The organism is Pseudomonas baetica, from assembly GCF_019733355.1.
GTDB classification, from domain to species: domain Bacteria; phylum Pseudomonadota; class Gammaproteobacteria; order Pseudomonadales; family Pseudomonadaceae; genus Aquipseudomonas; species Aquipseudomonas baetica_A.
The window spans coordinates 43,633-59,755 of record NZ_JAIHLQ010000027.1 but is presented as its reverse complement, the minus strand read 5'-3'; the positions used below and the strand labels follow the sequence as shown (position 1 = coordinate 59,755).

At 59.2% G+C, this 16,123-nt stretch carries 12 protein-coding genes and 2 riboswitches; of the genes, 4 read left to right on the top strand and 8 right to left on the bottom strand.

The window, feature by feature from the left end; genetic code table 11:
• Positions 1-64: 64 nt before the first annotated feature.
• Positions 65-559 (bottom strand): DUF934 domain-containing protein, encoded by a 495-nt coding sequence (locus K5E40_RS22850; protein WP_221732741.1) that lies wholly within the window; start codon positions 557-559, stop codon positions 65-67.
• Complete coding sequence (locus tag K5E40_RS22845; RefSeq protein WP_221732740.1) at positions 543-2,201, bottom strand: nitrite/sulfite reductase; 1,659 nt, start codon at positions 2,199-2,201, stop codon at positions 543-545. Before K5E40_RS22845 ends, K5E40_RS22850 begins: the two co-directional genes overlap by 17 nt.
• A gap of 521 nt (positions 2,202-2,722) precedes the next feature.
• Here K5E40_RS22845 and K5E40_RS22840 point away from each other — a divergent pair.
• Complete coding sequence (locus K5E40_RS22840; RefSeq protein ID WP_221732739.1) at positions 2,723-3,796, top strand: ABC transporter substrate-binding protein; 1,074 nt, start codon at positions 2,723-2,725, stop codon at positions 3,794-3,796.
• A 6-nt stretch (positions 3,797-3,802) separates the two neighbouring features.
• On the opposite strand, the gene K5E40_RS22835 is transcribed toward K5E40_RS22840, so the two are convergent.
• Together K5E40_RS22835 and metH are read right to left on the bottom strand one after the other, a co-directional pair.
• On the bottom strand, positions 3,803-4,021 hold the full coding sequence (locus tag K5E40_RS22835) for a DUF2970 domain-containing protein (protein WP_221732738.1): 219 nt from the start codon (positions 4,019-4,021) through the stop codon (positions 3,803-3,805).
• A gap of 178 nt (positions 4,022-4,199) precedes the next feature.
• Positions 4,200-7,910 (bottom strand): methionine synthase, encoded by a 3,711-nt coding sequence (gene metH / locus K5E40_RS22830; protein WP_221732737.1) that lies wholly within the window; start codon positions 7,908-7,910, stop codon positions 4,200-4,202.
• Positions 7,911-8,066: 156 nt separating this feature from the next.
• Here metH and K5E40_RS22825 point away from each other — a divergent pair, with 156 nt between their 5' ends.
• Together K5E40_RS22825 and nfuA are read left to right on the top strand one after the other, a co-directional pair.
• On the top strand, positions 8,067-10,349 hold the full coding sequence (locus K5E40_RS22825) for a fatty acid cis/trans isomerase (protein WP_221732736.1): 2,283 nt from the start codon (positions 8,067-8,069) through the stop codon (positions 10,347-10,349).
• 252 nt (positions 10,350-10,601) lie between these two features.
• Positions 10,602-11,186: a Fe-S biogenesis protein NfuA gene (nfuA, locus tag K5E40_RS22820; protein ID WP_003225494.1), complete on the top strand. Its 585-nt coding sequence runs from the start codon at positions 10,602-10,604 to the stop codon at positions 11,184-11,186.
• Positions 11,187-11,258: 72 nt separating this feature from the next.
• Here nfuA and cobM read toward each other — a convergent pair whose 3' ends face one another.
• From cobM to K5E40_RS22800, 4 genes are all read right to left on the bottom strand, one after another.
• Positions 11,259-12,005 carry a precorrin-4 C(11)-methyltransferase gene (cobM, locus tag K5E40_RS22815; protein ID WP_221732735.1) on the bottom strand — a complete coding sequence of 249 codons (747 nt, stop codon included), beginning with the start codon at positions 12,003-12,005 and terminating at the stop codon, positions 11,259-11,261.
• Between the two features lie 81 nt (positions 12,006-12,086).
• Positions 12,087-12,500 carry a cobalamin biosynthesis protein gene (locus tag K5E40_RS22810; protein ID WP_221732734.1) on the bottom strand — a complete coding sequence of 138 codons (414 nt, stop codon included), beginning with the start codon at positions 12,498-12,500 and terminating at the stop codon, positions 12,087-12,089.
• Positions 12,497-13,198: a CbtA family protein gene (locus tag K5E40_RS22805; RefSeq protein ID WP_221732733.1), complete on the bottom strand. Its 702-nt coding sequence runs from the start codon at positions 13,196-13,198 to the stop codon at positions 12,497-12,499. Before K5E40_RS22805 ends, K5E40_RS22810 begins: the two co-directional genes overlap by 4 nt.
• An 11-nt stretch (positions 13,199-13,209) precedes the next feature.
• On the bottom strand, positions 13,210-13,407 hold the full coding sequence (locus tag K5E40_RS22800; protein ID WP_221732732.1) for a CbtB domain-containing protein: 198 nt from the start codon (positions 13,405-13,407) through the stop codon (positions 13,210-13,212).
• 123 nt (positions 13,408-13,530) lie between these two features.
• A riboswitch (cobalamin riboswitch) is annotated at positions 13,531-13,754 on the bottom strand.
• Between the two features lie 983 nt (positions 13,755-14,737).
• Positions 14,738-14,952, top strand: a riboswitch (cobalamin riboswitch).
• Positions 14,953-15,051: 99 nt separating this feature from the next.
• Here K5E40_RS22800 and cobW point away from each other — a divergent pair.
• Positions 15,052-16,122, top strand: a complete 1,071-nt coding sequence (cobW, locus tag K5E40_RS22795; RefSeq protein ID WP_221732731.1) for a cobalamin biosynthesis protein CobW — start codon at positions 15,052-15,054, stop codon at positions 16,120-16,122.
• Position 16,123 lies beyond the last annotated feature (1 nt).

Sequence of the window (16,123 nt, the reverse complement as noted above, 5' to 3'; positions counted from 1 at the left end):
AGTCGCGCATAAAAAAACGCCGGTCATTGACCGGCGTTTTTGTGTCTGCGGCAAACCCGCAGGTTTAGCGACGACGGAATAGCGGCAGCGGTTCGTCAGTGGCCGCCTGATAGGTCACCGAAAAATCCTTGAGGCCTTCAAGCGCTTCGTACGGGTCTTTGTCCGGGCGTATGGCAAAGGCGTCGAAACCGCAGCGATGCATGTAGAACAGTTGGTCACGCAATACATCACCGATGGCCCGCAGTTCGCCTTTGAAACCGTAACGGTCACGCAGCAGGCGTGCGTTGGAGTAGTTGCGCCCGTCGGTGAACGCCGGGAAGTTCAGCGCGATTACCTGGAACTGCGCAACGTCTTCACCGATTTCCTCGGCCTCTTCGTCGGCATCAAGCCATACACCCAGGCCGCCGTCGCGGGCCTTGAGCATACGGCTGTGTTCGCGCCACAGTTGCAGTGGCACGATCAGATCGTCGCAGTTGCTGATCTCGTCGATGTTGAAATCCTTCGGCAGCAGGTGCCAGGTTTCGTCGACGACTTCGTTGTTCTTAATGATTCGCTGCATAGACGCGTTCCTTGAAGAGGTCGATGCCAATACGCTGATAGGTGTCGATGAAGCGCTCGTCTTCGGTACGTTGTTCAACGTACACGTCGATCAGCTTCGAGATGACGTCAGGCATGGCTTCCTGAGCGAAGGACGGACCGAGGATCTTGCCCAGGCTCGCATCCCGGCTGGCGCTGCCGCCGAGGGAAACCTGATAGAACTCCTCACCTTTCTTGTCCACCCCGAGGATGCCGATGTGGCCGACGTGGTGGTGACCGCAGGCGTTCATGCAGCCGGAGATGTTCAGGTCCAGTTCACCGATGTCGAACAGGTAATCGAGGTCGTCGAAACGGCGCTGGATCGATTCGGCAATCGGGATCGACTTGGCGTTGGCCAGCGAGCAGAAATCACCGCCAGGGCAGCAAATGATGTCGGTCAGCAGGCCGATGTTCGGCGTGGCGAAACCACCCTCACGCAGCTCGCCCCACAGAGTGAACAACTGGCTCTGCTCGACATCGGCAAGAATGATGTTCTGCTCGTGGGAGGTGCGCAGTTGACCGAAGCTGTAGCGCTCGGCCAGATCGGCAACGGCGTCGAGCTGTTTGTCGGTGATGTCGCCCGGCGCAACGCCGGTCGGTTTCAGCGACAGGGTGACGGCCACATAACCCGGCTTCTTGTGCGCCAGGGTGTTGCGGGTGCGCCAGCGAGCGAACCCGGGGTGTTCTTTGTCCAGCGCGGCCAGTTCGGCAGCCTGGTTGTCCAGCGCCTTGTAGTCCGGGTCAACGAAGTGCTTGGCGACGCGATGAAGTTCGGCCTCGGTCAATGTGGTCTGGCCACCGCGCAGGTGCTCCATTTCGGCATCGACTTTCTGCGCGAATGCTTCAGGGGTCAGCGCTTTGACGAGGATCTTGATCCGTGCCTTGTATTTGTTGTCGCGACGGCCGTAACGGTTGTAGACCCGCAGGATGGCGTCGAGGTAGCTCAACAGGTCCTGCCATGGCAGAAACTCATTGATGAACGCGCCGACGACCGGAGTACGACCGAGGCCGCCACCGACCAGCACGCGGAAGCCCAGTTCGCCAGCTTCGTTGTGCACTGGCTCCAGGCCAATATCGTGAACTTCAATGGCTGCGCGGTCAGCGGTCGAACCGTTGACCGCGATCTTGAATTTGCGCGGCAGGTAAGCGAATTCAGGGTGGAACGTGGTCCACTGACGCACGATCTCGCACCATGGGCGCGGGTCGATCACTTCGTCGGCAGCGACACCGGCGAACTGGTCGGTGGTGACGTTGCGCAGGCAGTTGCCGCTGGTCTGGATCGCGTGCATCTGCACCGTGGCCAGTTCCGCCAGGATGTCCGGGATGTCTTCCACCGCCGGCCAGTTGAACTGCACGTTCTGTCGCGTGCTGATGTGGGCGTAGCCCTTGTCGTAGTCGCGGGCAATCTTGGCCATCATGCGGGTCTGACGCGAAGTCAGTTGGCCGTAAGGCACTGCCACTCGCAACATCGGCGCGAAACGCTGGATGTAGAGGCCATTTTGCAGGCGCAGGGGACGGAATTCTTCCTCGCTCAGCTCACCTGCCAGATAGCGTCGGGTCTGATCACGGAACTGCTTGACGCGGTCCTCGATGATCCGCTGATCGTACTCGTCGTATACGTACATATAAGTCCTGTTCTCAGGCTTGGGCTACTCGGAAAACGCTGCGTTTTCGCTTGCTGGAGTCCGAGGTTGCCTCTGCAATTCTGCGCGCACGGCCGCGCACTCTCTAACGGAGCCGGGGCAATATACCCGTTTGCAGTTATGCGCAAAAGTGATGTTTGAGTATATGTAAAGAACCAAATCGCCTAACGAGAATTGCTGTCAACTAACCCACATTTGTCGTGCGGACAATCATCGTCTTAACTGTGGTCGAGTCTTTGTGCAATCACCGATAAAACCGACAAGAGGCGATGCAATGAGCAACCCAACCAAAGCAAGGAAAAGCGACAGCAGTGTCGATGCCTGGGCGATTCTGTTCCTGATCATTCTGGTCGTAGGGACGGCGGTATTCTGGGTCAGTCATCAGTAAGCGACCCCTCTGGGCCCGTGCCCGACGATTGTCGGACAAAAAACGGAATCAGGCGCCAGAAGCCGGTTTTCGAAGGCTATAATCGCGGCTGTTTTTCCTTGGGCCCGGCTGTTTCATGTTCAGGTTTTTTCACATCAGCTTTCTATTGTTTGGCGCGGTTTTCGCGTCCAGCGCGCGGGCGGAGTCCGTGCTTTTTCTCAATCCTGGCTCGACCGAGGAGACGTTCTGGGTCAGTTATTCGCAATTCATGCAGGCAGCCGCCCGGGATCTTGGCATTGATCTGCAAATTCTCTATTCCCTGCGTCGACCCGAACTGACGCTGGCTCAGGCGCGTCTTGCGCTACAGGGGCCGAATCGTCCTGATTACCTGATGTTCGTCAACGAGCAATACGTGGCGCCGCAGATCCTGCGTCTGGCTCAAGACAGTGGTGTGAAGTTGTTCATCGTTAACGCTGCACTGACCCCCGACCAGCAAGCTCTGGTCGGCGAACGTACGGATCGGGTCGGCAGCCTGGTGCCGAACGATGAGGAGGGCGGCTACCTGATGATGAAGGCGTTGATTCGATTGCATAGGCCCGTGAGCACGGGCGAGCAGATCGAGCTGCTGGCGTTCTCCGGTTTGAAGATCACGCCGTCAGCGCAGTTGCGTGAGCACGGCATGCAGCGCGCATTGGCCGAACATCCGCAAGTACGCTTGCGCCAACGTGTCTACAGCGGCTGGACGCAGCAGCGCGCCTATGAACAGGCCAAACAGTTGTTCGCCCGCTATCCGAAGGTGTCACTGGTGTGGTCGGCCAACGATGAAATGGCCTTCGGCGCAATGCGCGCGTTTTCCGAGACCGGCAAAATCCCCGGTCAAGACGCCTTGTTCAGTGCGGTCAATACTTCACCGGCGGCGCTGCAGGGCCTGGTCGATGGGCGCTTGAGCGTGCTGTTGGGCGGACACTTCACTTTGGGTGGCTGGGCGCTGGTGGAGCTGCATGACCATGAGCAGGGTGTGAATCTGGATCAGCATGGCGGCCGCGATCGTCAGGTGTCATTGCTGCAACTGATCGATAAAACTCATGCCCGGCGAATGCTGGCCATGGGACGCTCGCCGGACTACGGCGTGAGTTTTCGCAAGCTCTCGGCCAAGGGGCGGCCAGCCTCGTACCGTTACCCGTTCACTTTTCAGGCCTTGATGCACTGAAGCACGTCAGACACCGGCGAAATGCACGACCAGTTTGACGATGGCAAACAGCGTCAGCGCAAACACCGCGGTGAACACAATCCCCAGTATCACGAAATGACTGGGTTTGCCGTGGGTGAAGTCCCTTGCCCGGTTCTTGCCGCTCTGCACGCCGAACGCCGCTGCCATCACGCTGTGCAGCATCTGCCAGAAACTCGGCGGTTTGTTGTCGACTGGATCGTCCATAAATCCCTCGTCTGCCATGTGTGTCAGATAAGCATAGCCAACCGTTTCAAGGGCACCGCAAAAACCACTGTGGGAGCGAGCCTGCTCGCGAAGGCGTCGTGTCAGTCAACATCAATGTCGAATGATCGACCGCTTTCGCGAGCAGGCTCGCTCCCACAGAGTTTTGCGTCAGGCTGGATTAGTTGTCGTAACCCAGATTCGGCGCCAGCCAGCGCTCCGTCACGCTCAGTTCCTGACCTTTACGCGAGGTGTAGCTCTGCACCTGGTCCTTATCGACCTTGCCAACGGCGAAGTACTGCGCCTGCGGGTGGGCGAAATACCAGCCGCTGACCGCTGCCGCCGGGAACATCGCGTAGTGCTCAGTGAGGAATACACCGCTGCGCCCGGCGCGCATTTCGGCGGCTTCAGGATCGAGCAGGGCGAACAATGCAGCTTTCTCGGTGTGATCCGGGCACGCGGGATAACCCGGCGCAGGACGAATGCCAGAGTATTGCTCTTTGATCAGCGCTTCGTTGTCGAGCACTTCATCCCGGACATAGCCCCAGTGTTTTTTACGCACCTGCTGGTGCAGCCATTCGGCGCACGCCTCGGCCAAACGGTCGGCGAGTGCCTTGACCATGATCGAGTTGTAGTCGTCGCCGGCATCCTGATAAGCCTTGGCCACTTCTTCGGCGCCGATACCGGCGGTGGTGATGAAACCGCCGACGTAGTCAGTCACTTCGCTGTCCTTGGGCGCCACGAAGTCGGCCAGCGAGAAGTTGGGTTTGCCGTCTGTTTTGATGATCTGCTGACGCAGATGATGCAGCTTGGCCAGTGGCTTGCCGTCATCGCCGTACAGCTCGATGTCGTCGTCATGCACCTGATTGGCTGGCCAGAAGCCGAACACCGCACGGGCACTGATCAGTTTCTCGTCGATCAGTTTGGCGAGCATTTCCTGAGCGTCTTTGTACAAGGCTGTGGCGGCTTCACCGACCACTTCGTCTTCGAGGATGCGCGGGAACTTGCCGGCCAGATCCCAGGAGATGAAGAACGGCGTCCAGTCGATGTACTCGGCCAGTACCTTGAGGTCGATGTTCTCCAGCACTTTGCTGCCGGTGAAGGTCGGTTTGACCGGCTGGTAATTGGCCCAGTCGAACTGCGGTTTTTTCGCGATGGCGGCGGCGTAGCTCAGACGTTCGGTGCGGGCACTGCGGTTGGCGGTACGCTCGCGCACTTCGACGTATTCGGCACGGGTTCTTTCAACGAAACCGGCCTTCAATTCCTTGGACAGCAACTGCGTTGCCACGCCGACCGCGCGGGAGGCGTCGGTCACGTAAACCACGGCGTCGTTGCTGTACTTGGGCTCGATCTTGACCGCCGTGTGGGCCTTGGACGTGGTCGCGCCACCGATCATCAACGGCAAGTGGAAGTCTTGACGCTGCATTTCGCGGGCAACGTGAACCATTTCATCCAGCGAAGGCGTGATCAGACCGGACAGCCCGATGATGTCGCACTTCTGCTCTTTGGCTACTTGCAGGATCTTTTCCGCCGGGACCATGACGCCGAGGTCGACGATGTCGTAGCCGTTGCAGCCAAGCACCACGCCCACGATGTTCTTGCCGATGTCGTGTACGTCGCCTTTCACCGTGGCCATGAGGATCTTGCCCTTGGCCTCAGGTTTGTCACCTTTTTCCAGTTCGATGAACGGGATCAGGTGCGCTACGGCCTGTTTCATTACACGGGCGGATTTGACCACCTGCGGCAGGAACATTTTGCCGGCGCCGAACAGGTCTCCGACGATGTTCATGCCCGACATCAGCGGGCCTTCGATCACTTCGATCGGGCGGGCGAATGACTGGCGCGATTGTTCGGTGTCTTCAACGATGTGTGTGGTGATGCCCTTGACCAGTGCGTGCTCCAGACGCTTGTTGACGTCCCAGCTGCGCCACTCTTCGGTCTCGGCTTCCTTGACGCTGCCGTCGCCCTTGTATTTGTCGGCGATGGCGAGGAGGGCGTCGGTGCCTTCCGGTGTGCGGTTGAGCACCACGTCTTCTACCGCATCGCGCAGTTCCTGCGGGATCTGGTCGTAGATTTCCAGCTGACCGGCGTTGACGATGCCCATGGTCAGGCCGGCGCGGATCGCGTACAGCAGGAACACCGAGTGAATCGCCTCACGCACCGGGTTGTTGCCACGGAACGAGAACGACACGTTGGACACGCCGCCGGAGGTCAGCGCATATGGCAGTTCGTCGCGGATGTAGGCGCAGGCATTAATGAAGTCCACAGCGTAGTTGTTGTGTTCTTCGATGCCGGTGGCCACGGCGAAGATGTTCGGGTCGAAGATGATGTCTTCCGGCGGGAAGCCGACTTCGTTGACCAGAATGTCATAAGAGCGCTTGCAGATTTCTTTCTTGCGCGCTTCGGTGTCGGCCTGGCCGGCTTCGTCGAACGCCATCACCACCACGGCGGCGCCGTAGCGCTTGCACAGTTTGGCGTGATGAATGAACTGCTCGACGCCTTCTTTCATGCTGATCGAGTTGACAATGCCCTTGCCCTGAATGCATTTCAGGCCAGCTTCGATCACTTCCCATTTCGAGGAGTCGATCATGATCGGTACGCGGGAGATGTCCGGTTCGCCGGCAATCAGATTGAGGAAGGTCACCATGGCCTTCTTCGAATCGAGCATCCCTTCGTCCATGTTGATGTCGATCACCTGCGCGCCGGCCTCGACCTGCTGCAGGGCGACTTCCAGGGCTTCGGTGTAGTTGTCTTCGCGGATCAGACGGGCGAACTTGGCCGAACCTGTGATGTTGGTCCGCTCGCCAACGTTGACGAACAGCGAGCTGCGATCGATGGTGAACGGTTCCAGACCCGAGAGGCGGCAGGCCTTGGGAATATCCGGGATCTGCCGCGGTGCGTAACCGGCCACGGCGTTGGCGATGGCCTCGATGTGCCCCGGCGTGGTGCCGCAGCAGCCGCCGACAATATTGAGGAAGCCGCTTTGGGCGAACTCTTCGATGACCTTGGCGGTTTGCGACGGCAGTTCGTCGTACTCACCGAACTCGTTTGGCAGACCGGCGTTCGGGTGCGCGGAAACGTGCGTGCTGGCCTTGTTCGACAGTTCTTCCAGGTATGGACGTAGTTCACTGGCGCCGAGCGCGCAGTTGAGACCGACCGAGATGGGCTTGGCGTGCGCCACCGAGTTCCAGAACGCTTCGGTGGTCTGGCCCGACAGGGTGCGGCCGGAGGCGTCGGTGATGGTCCCGGAAATCATGATCGGCAATTCGAGGTGCAGCTCTTCGAACACGCCTTGCACGGCGAAGATCGCCGCTTTGGCGTTGAGGGTATCGAAGATGGTTTCGATCAGAATCAGGTCGGCGCCGCCTTCGATCAGGCCTTTGGTGGCTTCGGTGTAGTTCTCCACCAGTTCATCAAAGGTGACGTTGCGGTAGCCAGGGTTGTTGACGTCGGGCGACAGCGAACAGGTGCGGCTGGTCGGGCCGAGCACGCCAGCGACGAAGCGCGGCTTGTCCGGGTTCTCCAGGGTTTTGGCGTCGGCGATCTTGCGCGCCAGGCGCGCGCCTTCTACGTTTAGTTCGTAAGCCAGTTCTTCCATGCCGTAATCGGCCATGGAAATGCGCGTGGCGTTGAAGGTGTTGGTTTCGAGAATGTCGGCGCCGGCATCCAGATAAGCCTTTTCGATGCCGCCGATCACGTCCGGACGGGTAATCACCAAGAGGTCGTTGTTGCCCTTGACGTCACTCGGCCAATCCGCAAAGCGTTTGCCGCGATAATCCTGCTCTTCGAGCTTGTAGCTCTGGATCATCGTGCCCATACCGCCGTCGAGTATCAGGATGCGCTCTTTGAGGGCGTGCTTGAGAGCTTGAAGGCGGACGCTGCGATCGGACATTTGGACTACTCGGAAAGACCATTACGAAGGAGCGGGATCATAACAAACCTGTGCGCTTTTAGAGCATGTGGCGGTTTTGCATGAATATCGCTCATGTTGGTACGACCGTCATACTGTAGAATCGCGGCGTTTTTCTTCAGGATCGGGATCAGGGACATGTCGTACCGCGTCATCAGCATCGTTTTGCTGTTCTTGAGCTGGGGCGCTGCGGCGCAAGATCCCGTGCTTTCCTATACCCGTGATATCCAACCGATTTTCACCGAGAAGTGCGTGGCCTGCCATGCGTGCTACGACTCCGCTTGTCAGCTCAACCTGGGCAGCGGCGAAGGCGCCGAGCGTGGCGCGAGCAAAATGCCGGTCTACGACGGCGAGCGCGCTCAGGCGGCGCCAACTACCCGGTTGTTCTACGACGCTTTCGGCAAGCGCAACTGGCAGCAAAAGGGTTTCTATTCGGTACTTGATGCACAGGGCAGTCAGGCGGCTTTGATGACGCGCATGTTGGAGCTGGGGCACAAAACCCCGTTGACGCCGAACGCCAAACTGCCAGAAGAAATCGCCCTGGGTCTGAACCGCGAAAACATGTGCGCAATGCCTTCCGAGTTCGAGGGTTACGCCGGTGCCCATCCGAAAGAAGGCATGCCGCTGGCGGTCACCGGTCTGACTGATCAGCAATACCAAACGCTGCAACGCTGGCTGGCGTCCGGCGCGCCGATTGACGAGCAGGGTCTGGCGCCCAGCAGCAAGGAAGCGCTGCAGATCGTTCAGTGGGAAAACCTGCTCAATACGCCCGGTGCCCGCGAGAGCCTGGTCGGGCGCTGGTTGTTCGAACACTGGTTTCTGGCGCACATCTATTTCAAGGACGGTGAGCCAGGGCATTACTTTCAGTGGGTGCGGTCGCGTACACCGACCGGGCAACCGATAGACCTGATTGCCACTCGTCGCCCGAATGACGATCCGGGCACTCAGGTGTATTACCGCTTGTGGCCGGTGCAAGGCGTGATCGTTCACAAAACGCACATCACCTACCCGCTGAGCGCGGCAAAAATGGCGCGGGTCAAAAGCCTGTTCTACAGCGGCAACTGGCAGGTCAACGCCTTGCCGGGTTACGGGCCGCAGAGCCGGGCCAATCCGTTCGCCACGTTCGAGGCCATTCCGGCGCAGGCGCGCTATCAGTTCATGCTCGATAACGCCGAGTATTTCGTCCGTACCTTTATTCGTGGCCCGGTGTGCCGTGGGCAGATCGCGACCGACGTGATTCGCGATAATTTCTGGGCGCTGTTCCAGGCTCCGGAACATGACTTGTACATCACCGACCCCAACTATCGTGGTCAGGCCACACCGTTGCTGGCTATGCCTGGGCAAAACGACGATGTTGGCAGTGTCCTGAGCCTTTGGCGCAACTACCGCAACAAACGTAACGAATACGAAGCCCTGCGCCGTGACAGTTACGCCGACCAACCGGCGCCGAGCTGGTCGACGCTGTGGGCGGGCAACGACAACGCATTGCTGAGCATCTTTCGCCATTTCGACAGCGCCTCGGTCACCAAAGGCCTGATCGGCGAGGTGCCGCAGACGATGTGGTTGTTCGACTATCCGTTGCTTGAGCGCACCTATTACCAGTTGGCGGTCAACTTCGATGTGTTCGGCAACGTTTCGCATCAGGCGCAAACCCGCCTGTATTTCGATCTGATCCGTAACGGCGCCGAGCAAAACTTCCTGCGCCTGATGCCCGCTGACTCCCGTGAGGATTACCTCGACGATTGGTATCAGAGCAGTGGCCAGTTCAAGATGTGGCTGGATTACGAGTCCATCGACGACGACAAGCCGACCGCGCTGAAACTCAACAAGAAAGACCCGAAACACGATTTCGCCATGCAGTTGCTGGCGCGTTATGGCGACCTCAACGCCCGACCTGACCCGATCAACCGTTGCGAGGGCGCCTATTGCTCACGCCCGAATATCGATCCGGCGCTGCAAAGCGCCGAACAGGCGCTCAGTCGCCTGACATCGCGTCCCGCCGCCGGGTTGAAGGTGATCGACCAGTTGCCGGAAGCGACGATGTTGCGTATTGAAACGTCCAGCGGCAAACGCGAGGTCTATAGCCTGTTGCGCAATCGCGCGCACAGCAACGTGGCGTTCTTGCTCGGTGAGTCGCTGCGTTATCAGCCGGGCCTCGACACGATCACTCTTTACCCGGGCGTGCTCAGCAGTTATCCGAACTTCATCTTCAATATTCCCGCCGAGCAAGTGCCTGAGTTTGTCGATGCAATGGAAAACGCCAAAGACGCCAACCGCTTCGAAAAAATCGTCGAACGCTGGGGTATTCGCCGCAGTCATCCGCAGTTCTGGTTCTATTTTCACGACTTGAGCCAGTACCTCCACGAAACCAATCCGGTTGAAGAGGGGGTGCTGGACATGAATCGATACGAGAATCTCTGATCGGCCTTTGAGAAGGGCCTGCTGTCACAATCCTCAGCGGCACCACAATGCCTATCGGATGTTTGTCGTCTGTGCTTTGGTAATCGGCGTCGGCTCTTGGTTGAGCTACGAATGGTTGGAAAACGTGGCTGGCGTTGACTCAAGGCATGGACAGAAGGTCAGTCTGTCGAGAATCTTTCCCGACAAAAATACTAGGACTTTGTCCGGCGCAACGATTGGCGTAAACTGCGCCCAAGCCTGCGAGGAGTTTCCATGACCGCTATTACCATTACTGACGCCGCCCACGATTACCTGGCTGATCTGCTCTCCAAGCAGAACACCCCGGGTATTGGCATCCGCGTCTTCATCACCCAGCCTGGCACCCAGTACGCCGAAACCTGCATTGCCTACTGCAAGCCGGGCGAAGAAAAGCCTGAAGACACGGCGCTGGGGCTCAAAAGCTTCACCGCTTATATCGATTCGTTCAGCGAAGCGTTCCTGGACGACGCGGTTGTCGACTACGCCACCGACCGCATGGGTGGTCAACTGACCATCAAGGCGCCAAACGCCAAAGTGCCGATGGTCAACGCCGACAGCCCGGTCAACGAACGTATCAATTACTACCTGCAAACCGAGATCAACCCGGGGCTGGCCAGCCATGGCGGTCAGGTCAGCCTGATCGATGTGGTTGAAGACGGCATCGCCGTGCTGCAGTTCGGTGGTGGTTGTCAGGGTTGTGGTCAAGCGGACGTCACCCTGAAGGAAGGCATTGAGCGCACCTTGCTCGAGCGCATTCCAGAGCTCAAAGGTGTTCGTGATGTGACCGACCATACGCAGAAAGAAAACGCCTATTACTAAGGTGTTCGCTGCGAGCATGAAAAACGGCGCCCCGTGAGCGCCGTTTTTTATGCGTGATATTCAGGAACGTCTTCAGGGTCGATACAAGTGCGCATGCCCGGCGCGATACAGCGATGACTCACTGAATACCTCACTGCCCAGCACCCGCCCAACCAGAATCAACGCCGTGCGCCGAAACCCTTTGGCGGCGACCTTCTGGGCAATATCCCCCAGCGTTCCCACCACCCAGTCCTGATCCGGCCATGTCGCCCGGTGAATTACCGCGATCGGGCAGTCTTCGCCGTAATGCGGCAACAGTTCAGTCAGGATTTTCTCCAGATGATTGACCCCCAGATGGATCGCCATGGTCGCGCCATGTTGCGCCAGGCTTCCAAGTTCTTCGCCCGCAGGCATGGCGGTCTTGTCGGCATAACGGGTCAGTATCACGCTCTGCGACACGTCAGGCAGGGTCAGTTCTGCGCCTAACAACGCGGCGCATGCCGCGGTTGCCGTCACGCCGGGGACGATCTCGAAGGGAATATCCAGCTCGCGCAAATAACGAATCTGCTCGCCAATGGCGCCATACAGACTCGGATCTCCCGAATGCACTCGCGCGACATCCTGGCCCTTGGCGTGCGCGGTGTTGATCAGCTCGATGATCTGTTCCAGATGCAGTTCAGCGCTGTTGACCAGCGTTTGCGCCTGATGACCTTCCAGCACCGCTGCCGGTACCAGCGAACCTGCATAGATGATCACCGGGCAATTGCGGATCAGCCGTTGGCCCTTGACGGTGATCAGTTCCGGGTCGCCGGGGCCGGCACCGATGAAGTAGACGGTCATGAAGGAATCCTGTGAAAAGCGGGGCCGGGCAATGCTTCAGATGAAGATTGCTCATGATCAAAGACGGGGATTATCGGGATTTTACGCAGCGCCAGCCAATGCCAATGTTGCCTGAGCGTATTTCTGCCGGGATATCAGCAGTTTTGCCGGTGCCTGAATCAACTGTTCAGCCAGCGCCAAAGCCGCGCTTTCTGCCACGCCATAGCAACCGGTGCGTTCGTAGGCGATCTGTGAATGGTGACTGAGCCGTTGCTGGTAATTGGCCAATTCTTCGCGGCTGAAGTAGCGCAATGGCAAGGCCAATTGTGCAGCAAGTTCCTGCAGACCGGGTTCATCGCGTTTCAAATCGATACTGGCCAAGGCTTTGACCGCTCCAAGCTCGATGCGATGCGCTTGCAAGGCTTGATCGAGTAACGCGCGCAGCGTGCTGGCAGGGCAGCCGCGCTGGCAGCCCAGGCCGACCACAAAGGTCGGCGCGGCGCTGTCACAGGTCATGCGTGGTATTGGCCATCGCTTTTGCGGCGGAACAACCACGCACTGATCAGGCCAAGGGCCAGCCAGAACGCCACGTTGGTCAGCTGCGAAGCGATTTTGAACTGAGCTTCCAATGCTTCAGGAGCCAGCATCGAATGCACTTGTGGTTGTGGCGCGCCGATCACATGTGGCACCGCGAGGATCGCCACACCGAGGATCTTCATCAGCCAGTGACGGCTGAACGCTATCAGGGCCAGGCCGACCGCAGTAGAGGCGGCTGTGCCGATCCACCACGTCTGCCGTGAGGCCAGATCCGCAGCAGCAGTGCCCGGCAGCTCAGGCGGCAGGCCAAGGGTAGGTGCGAGTACGAACGTCGCGTAACCGGCCAGCCCCCAAAGCAGACCTTGCGAGGTTTTGGTCGGCGCACGCAGGGTGTAGAGCCCTGCGAGCATCAGGGCGAAACCCACGGCGACCACCAGATTGCCGCCGGTAGTCGAGATCACGCGCTGCCAGCCATCTTCCGGCTCCCAGGCTTCGGTATCGTGGGTGTGCGCAGCAGAGCCGGCGGCGTGTTCGTGGACTTGTGCTGCAGGTTCGGATTTCTCGAAGGTTTCTGCCTGCAGAATCAGCGGCGAAACCCAGAAGCTTTGCAGCAGAGTGAGAAGCAGGGCGGCCAGCAGACCGCTGAAACCTGCCGTTTGTGCAATTCGCTTGATCATGTCGGCAGGCCTCAGTGGCACGGGAACGCGGCGCTGTGGCGGGTATCGTGGGCGGCGTTGTGCACGGCTTCGATGTGCGAGAAACCGGCGAAGTAGACGAGGCCCGCACCCAGAATCGACGCGAAAACAGCGGCGGTCAGGCGTTGGCTCAGGGTGGTGGTACTGGAGATCTTGTCCGTGTTGCTGCCGGTGCTGCTGATGATCGACATGGCGCTTCCCTCTGGAATGTCAGCGGGGCAGTCGAGCGCATGAAGCCCCGGCGTGCGAGTGCGCAGGGGTTCGAACAGCGCCCGCCCACCGCGGGTTTGTTATGTTCAGCGACACAAAAGGTATGCGTGCTGTGTGTTGCGGGCCGGTCTCCGGGCTCACGAGGGGTTGGCGCTGGGCCTGACCTGCAAGCATCTCCTTCCCATGCCGTATTGGCACAGTGGATCTGATGCTTCGCTCGCTTACCGTTGCGGGGGCAGCACCGGACTGACATGGGCTTGAGTAAAGCACATGATTCACCGGTTTCCCGTTTCACCCTGTGAAGGGCACCCGTAACAAGTTGTGTAGGAGAGCATGGGTTGGGGAATGTAGTCAATTTTGTGGGTGGATCCGTTGCTGCGGTAACGGCCATTTAGGGTTCCGCCCTTACGGCGGGTCACTTTTGGCAAACGCCCCAAAAGTAACCAAAAGGTCTATGCCCTGACGTTCGGCCCTCGCTTAGGCTCGGGTTCCTTCGCTCCGGGATTCATCCGTGGGGCATCGCCTCCGGTTTGCTTCGCTGCACCTCTTCTCGATGTGTTTGGCTTCGCCAAACGGTCGCTGCGCTCCCACCCCCGGATAAACCCCTCCACTCAGCCTGCCGACGGGCCTTCAGATCAAGAGCTTTACTCGAGCTAACGCTCATTGTGTTGAGTGGGGCGGCTGCGCCGCATGGGGCTGTACGCAATCTAAACTGTAGGAGCCGGCCTGCTGGCGATGGCGGCCTGACAGCCGACCAATCTCTAACTGAATACACCCACTCCCGTGTAGGAGCTGCCGAAGGCTGCGATCTTTTGATCTGCTTTGGCTTTGGCTTTGGCTTTGGCTTTGGCTTTGGCTTTGGCTTTGGCTTTTGATGTGGCTTTTGATGTGGCTTTTGATCTTCAGCCCCTTCGGCAGGCCGAGCGTAGGTGTTCATCCGGGGGTTAGGCGCGCAGCGCCATGCGGCGAAGCCGCATACATCGAGAGGAGGTGCAGCGAAGCAAACCGGAGGCGATGCCCCCGTATGGACACCGTAGCGAGGGAACACTGAGCCTAAGCGAAGTGCCGTACGCCGGGGCAAAGCCTTTTGGGTTACCTTTTCGGCGTTTGGAAAAGGTGACTCGCTGTAAGAGCGAAACCGCCAGCGGCAACACCCGCAGCAACGGATATGCCCCCAATCCCACCAAATCACAAACCCTTAACCCGGCGTTTGGAAAAATTGACCGCCGTAAGGGCGGAACCCTAAGTAGCCGTTACCGCAGCAACGGATATACCCCCCAATCCAAACATTGACCCATCAGCAAGCCATGCGTAGCCTTGCGCTTTCGAGGTTCTTCGGCACTAGCCGAAGCTAAGAAGGGAACGCGGTCAATGCCGCGGCTGCCCCCGCAACTGTGAACGGTGAAGTTCACTGCCACGCCACTGCCAGCCCTTGCACAAGGCGCCAGCGGGAAGGCGCAGTGAATGCCAGGCCCATCGCCTGAACGCCGTCAGCCAGGAGACCTGCCTCGTCACAGTTTCTCACTACAACCGGGCGGGGTGATCCGGTGGCGAACGCTTCTGGCGCGCACGCGCGTTGCCGGTTCTCGTCCCGTATGCCCGCCACCTTGCCAAAGGGCATATCGATGAAAACACTGGCCAAACTCCCCGTTACCATCGTCACCGGTTTCCTCGGTTCGGGCAAAACCACGTTGTTGCGACACATGCTCGACAACGCTCAGGGCCGTCGCATCGCGGTGATCGTCAATGAGTTCGGCGAGTTGGGCATCGACGGTGAAATCCTCAAACAGTGCACCATCGGCTGCACCGAAGAAGAAGCCACCGGCCGCGTCTATGAACTGGCCAACGGCTGCCTGTGCTGCACGGTGCAGGAAGAGTTTTTCCCGGTGATGCGCGAACTGGTGGCCCGTCGCGGCGACCTCGACCACATCCTCATCGAAACCTCGGGCCTGGCCCTGCCAAAACCGCTGGTACAAGCTTTCCAGTGGCCGGAAATCCGCAGCGCCTGCACCGTCGATGCGGTGATCACCGTGGTCGATAGCCCGGCCGTGGCCGCCGGCACCTTCGCCGCGTTTCCGGATCAGGTCGACGCCCAGCGCAAACTCGACCCGAACCTGGATCACGAGTCGCCCTTGCACGAACTGTTCGCCGATCAACTGGCCAGCGCTGACCTGGTGATCCTCAACAAGGCCGACCAGACCAGCCCGCAAGACCTTGCTCGCGTGCGTCTTGAGGTCGCCGAAGAACTGCCGCCGGCGGTGAAGATCATCGAGGCCAGCAACGGTCGCGTGCCGTTGGACGTGCTGATCGGCCTCGGCGCCGGTTCTGAAGAGCACATCGACAGCCGCCACAGCCACCACGATCATCACCACGACGGTGATGACGACCACGATGACCATGATCACGACGCCTTCGACTCAATCTCCATCGAACTGCCGCAAGCCGATGAAAGCCTGCTGCTCGACGCGCTGACGCAACTGGTGGTCAAGCACGGCATCCTGCGCGTCAAGGGTTTCGCGGCGATACCGAACAAACCGATGCGTTTGCTGATTCAAGGCGTGGGCACGCGTTTCGACAAGCATTTCGACCGCCAGTGGGGCGCCGATGAAGCGCGCGTCACGCGTCTGGTGTTGATCGGTCAGGAACTCGACGCCACTCAACTCGAAGCGCAACTGCGCGCTGCCATCAGCGTTTAAG

Bases quoted from the DNA above. Each gene is read 5' to 3' on its own strand.
- K5E40_RS22850 (WP_221732741.1), bottom strand. From the start codon at position 559: ATGCAGCGAATCATTAAGAACAACGAAGTCGTCGACGAAACCTGGCAC.
- K5E40_RS22800 (WP_221732732.1), bottom strand. From the start codon at position 13,407: ATGTCGATCATCAGCAGCACCGGCAGCAACACGGACAAGATCTCCAGT.
- K5E40_RS22825 (WP_221732736.1), top strand. From the start codon at position 8,067: ATGTCGTACCGCGTCATCAGCATCGTTTTGCTGTTCTTGAGCTGGGGC.
- K5E40_RS22810 (WP_221732734.1), bottom strand. From the start codon at position 12,500: ATGACCTGTGACAGCGCCGCGCCGACCTTTGTGGTCGGCCTGGGCTGC.
- K5E40_RS22805 (WP_221732733.1), bottom strand. From the start codon at position 13,198: ATGATCAAGCGAATTGCACAAACGGCAGGTTTCAGCGGTCTGCTGGCC.
- K5E40_RS22845 (WP_221732740.1), bottom strand. From the start codon at position 2,201: ATGTACGTATACGACGAGTACGATCAGCGGATCATCGAGGACCGCGTC.
- cobW (WP_221732731.1), top strand. From the start codon at position 15,052: ATGAAAACACTGGCCAAACTCCCCGTTACCATCGTCACCGGTTTCCTC.
- nfuA (WP_003225494.1), top strand. From the start codon at position 10,602: ATGACCGCTATTACCATTACTGACGCCGCCCACGATTACCTGGCTGAT.
- K5E40_RS22835 (WP_221732738.1), bottom strand. From the start codon at position 4,021: ATGGACGATCCAGTCGACAACAAACCGCCGAGTTTCTGGCAGATGCTG.
- metH (WP_221732737.1), bottom strand. From the start codon at position 7,910: ATGTCCGATCGCAGCGTCCGCCTTCAAGCTCTCAAGCACGCCCTCAAA.
- cobM (WP_221732735.1), bottom strand. From the start codon at position 12,005: ATGACCGTCTACTTCATCGGTGCCGGCCCCGGCGACCCGGAACTGATC.
- K5E40_RS22840 (WP_221732739.1), top strand. From the start codon at position 2,723: ATGTTCAGGTTTTTTCACATCAGCTTTCTATTGTTTGGCGCGGTTTTC.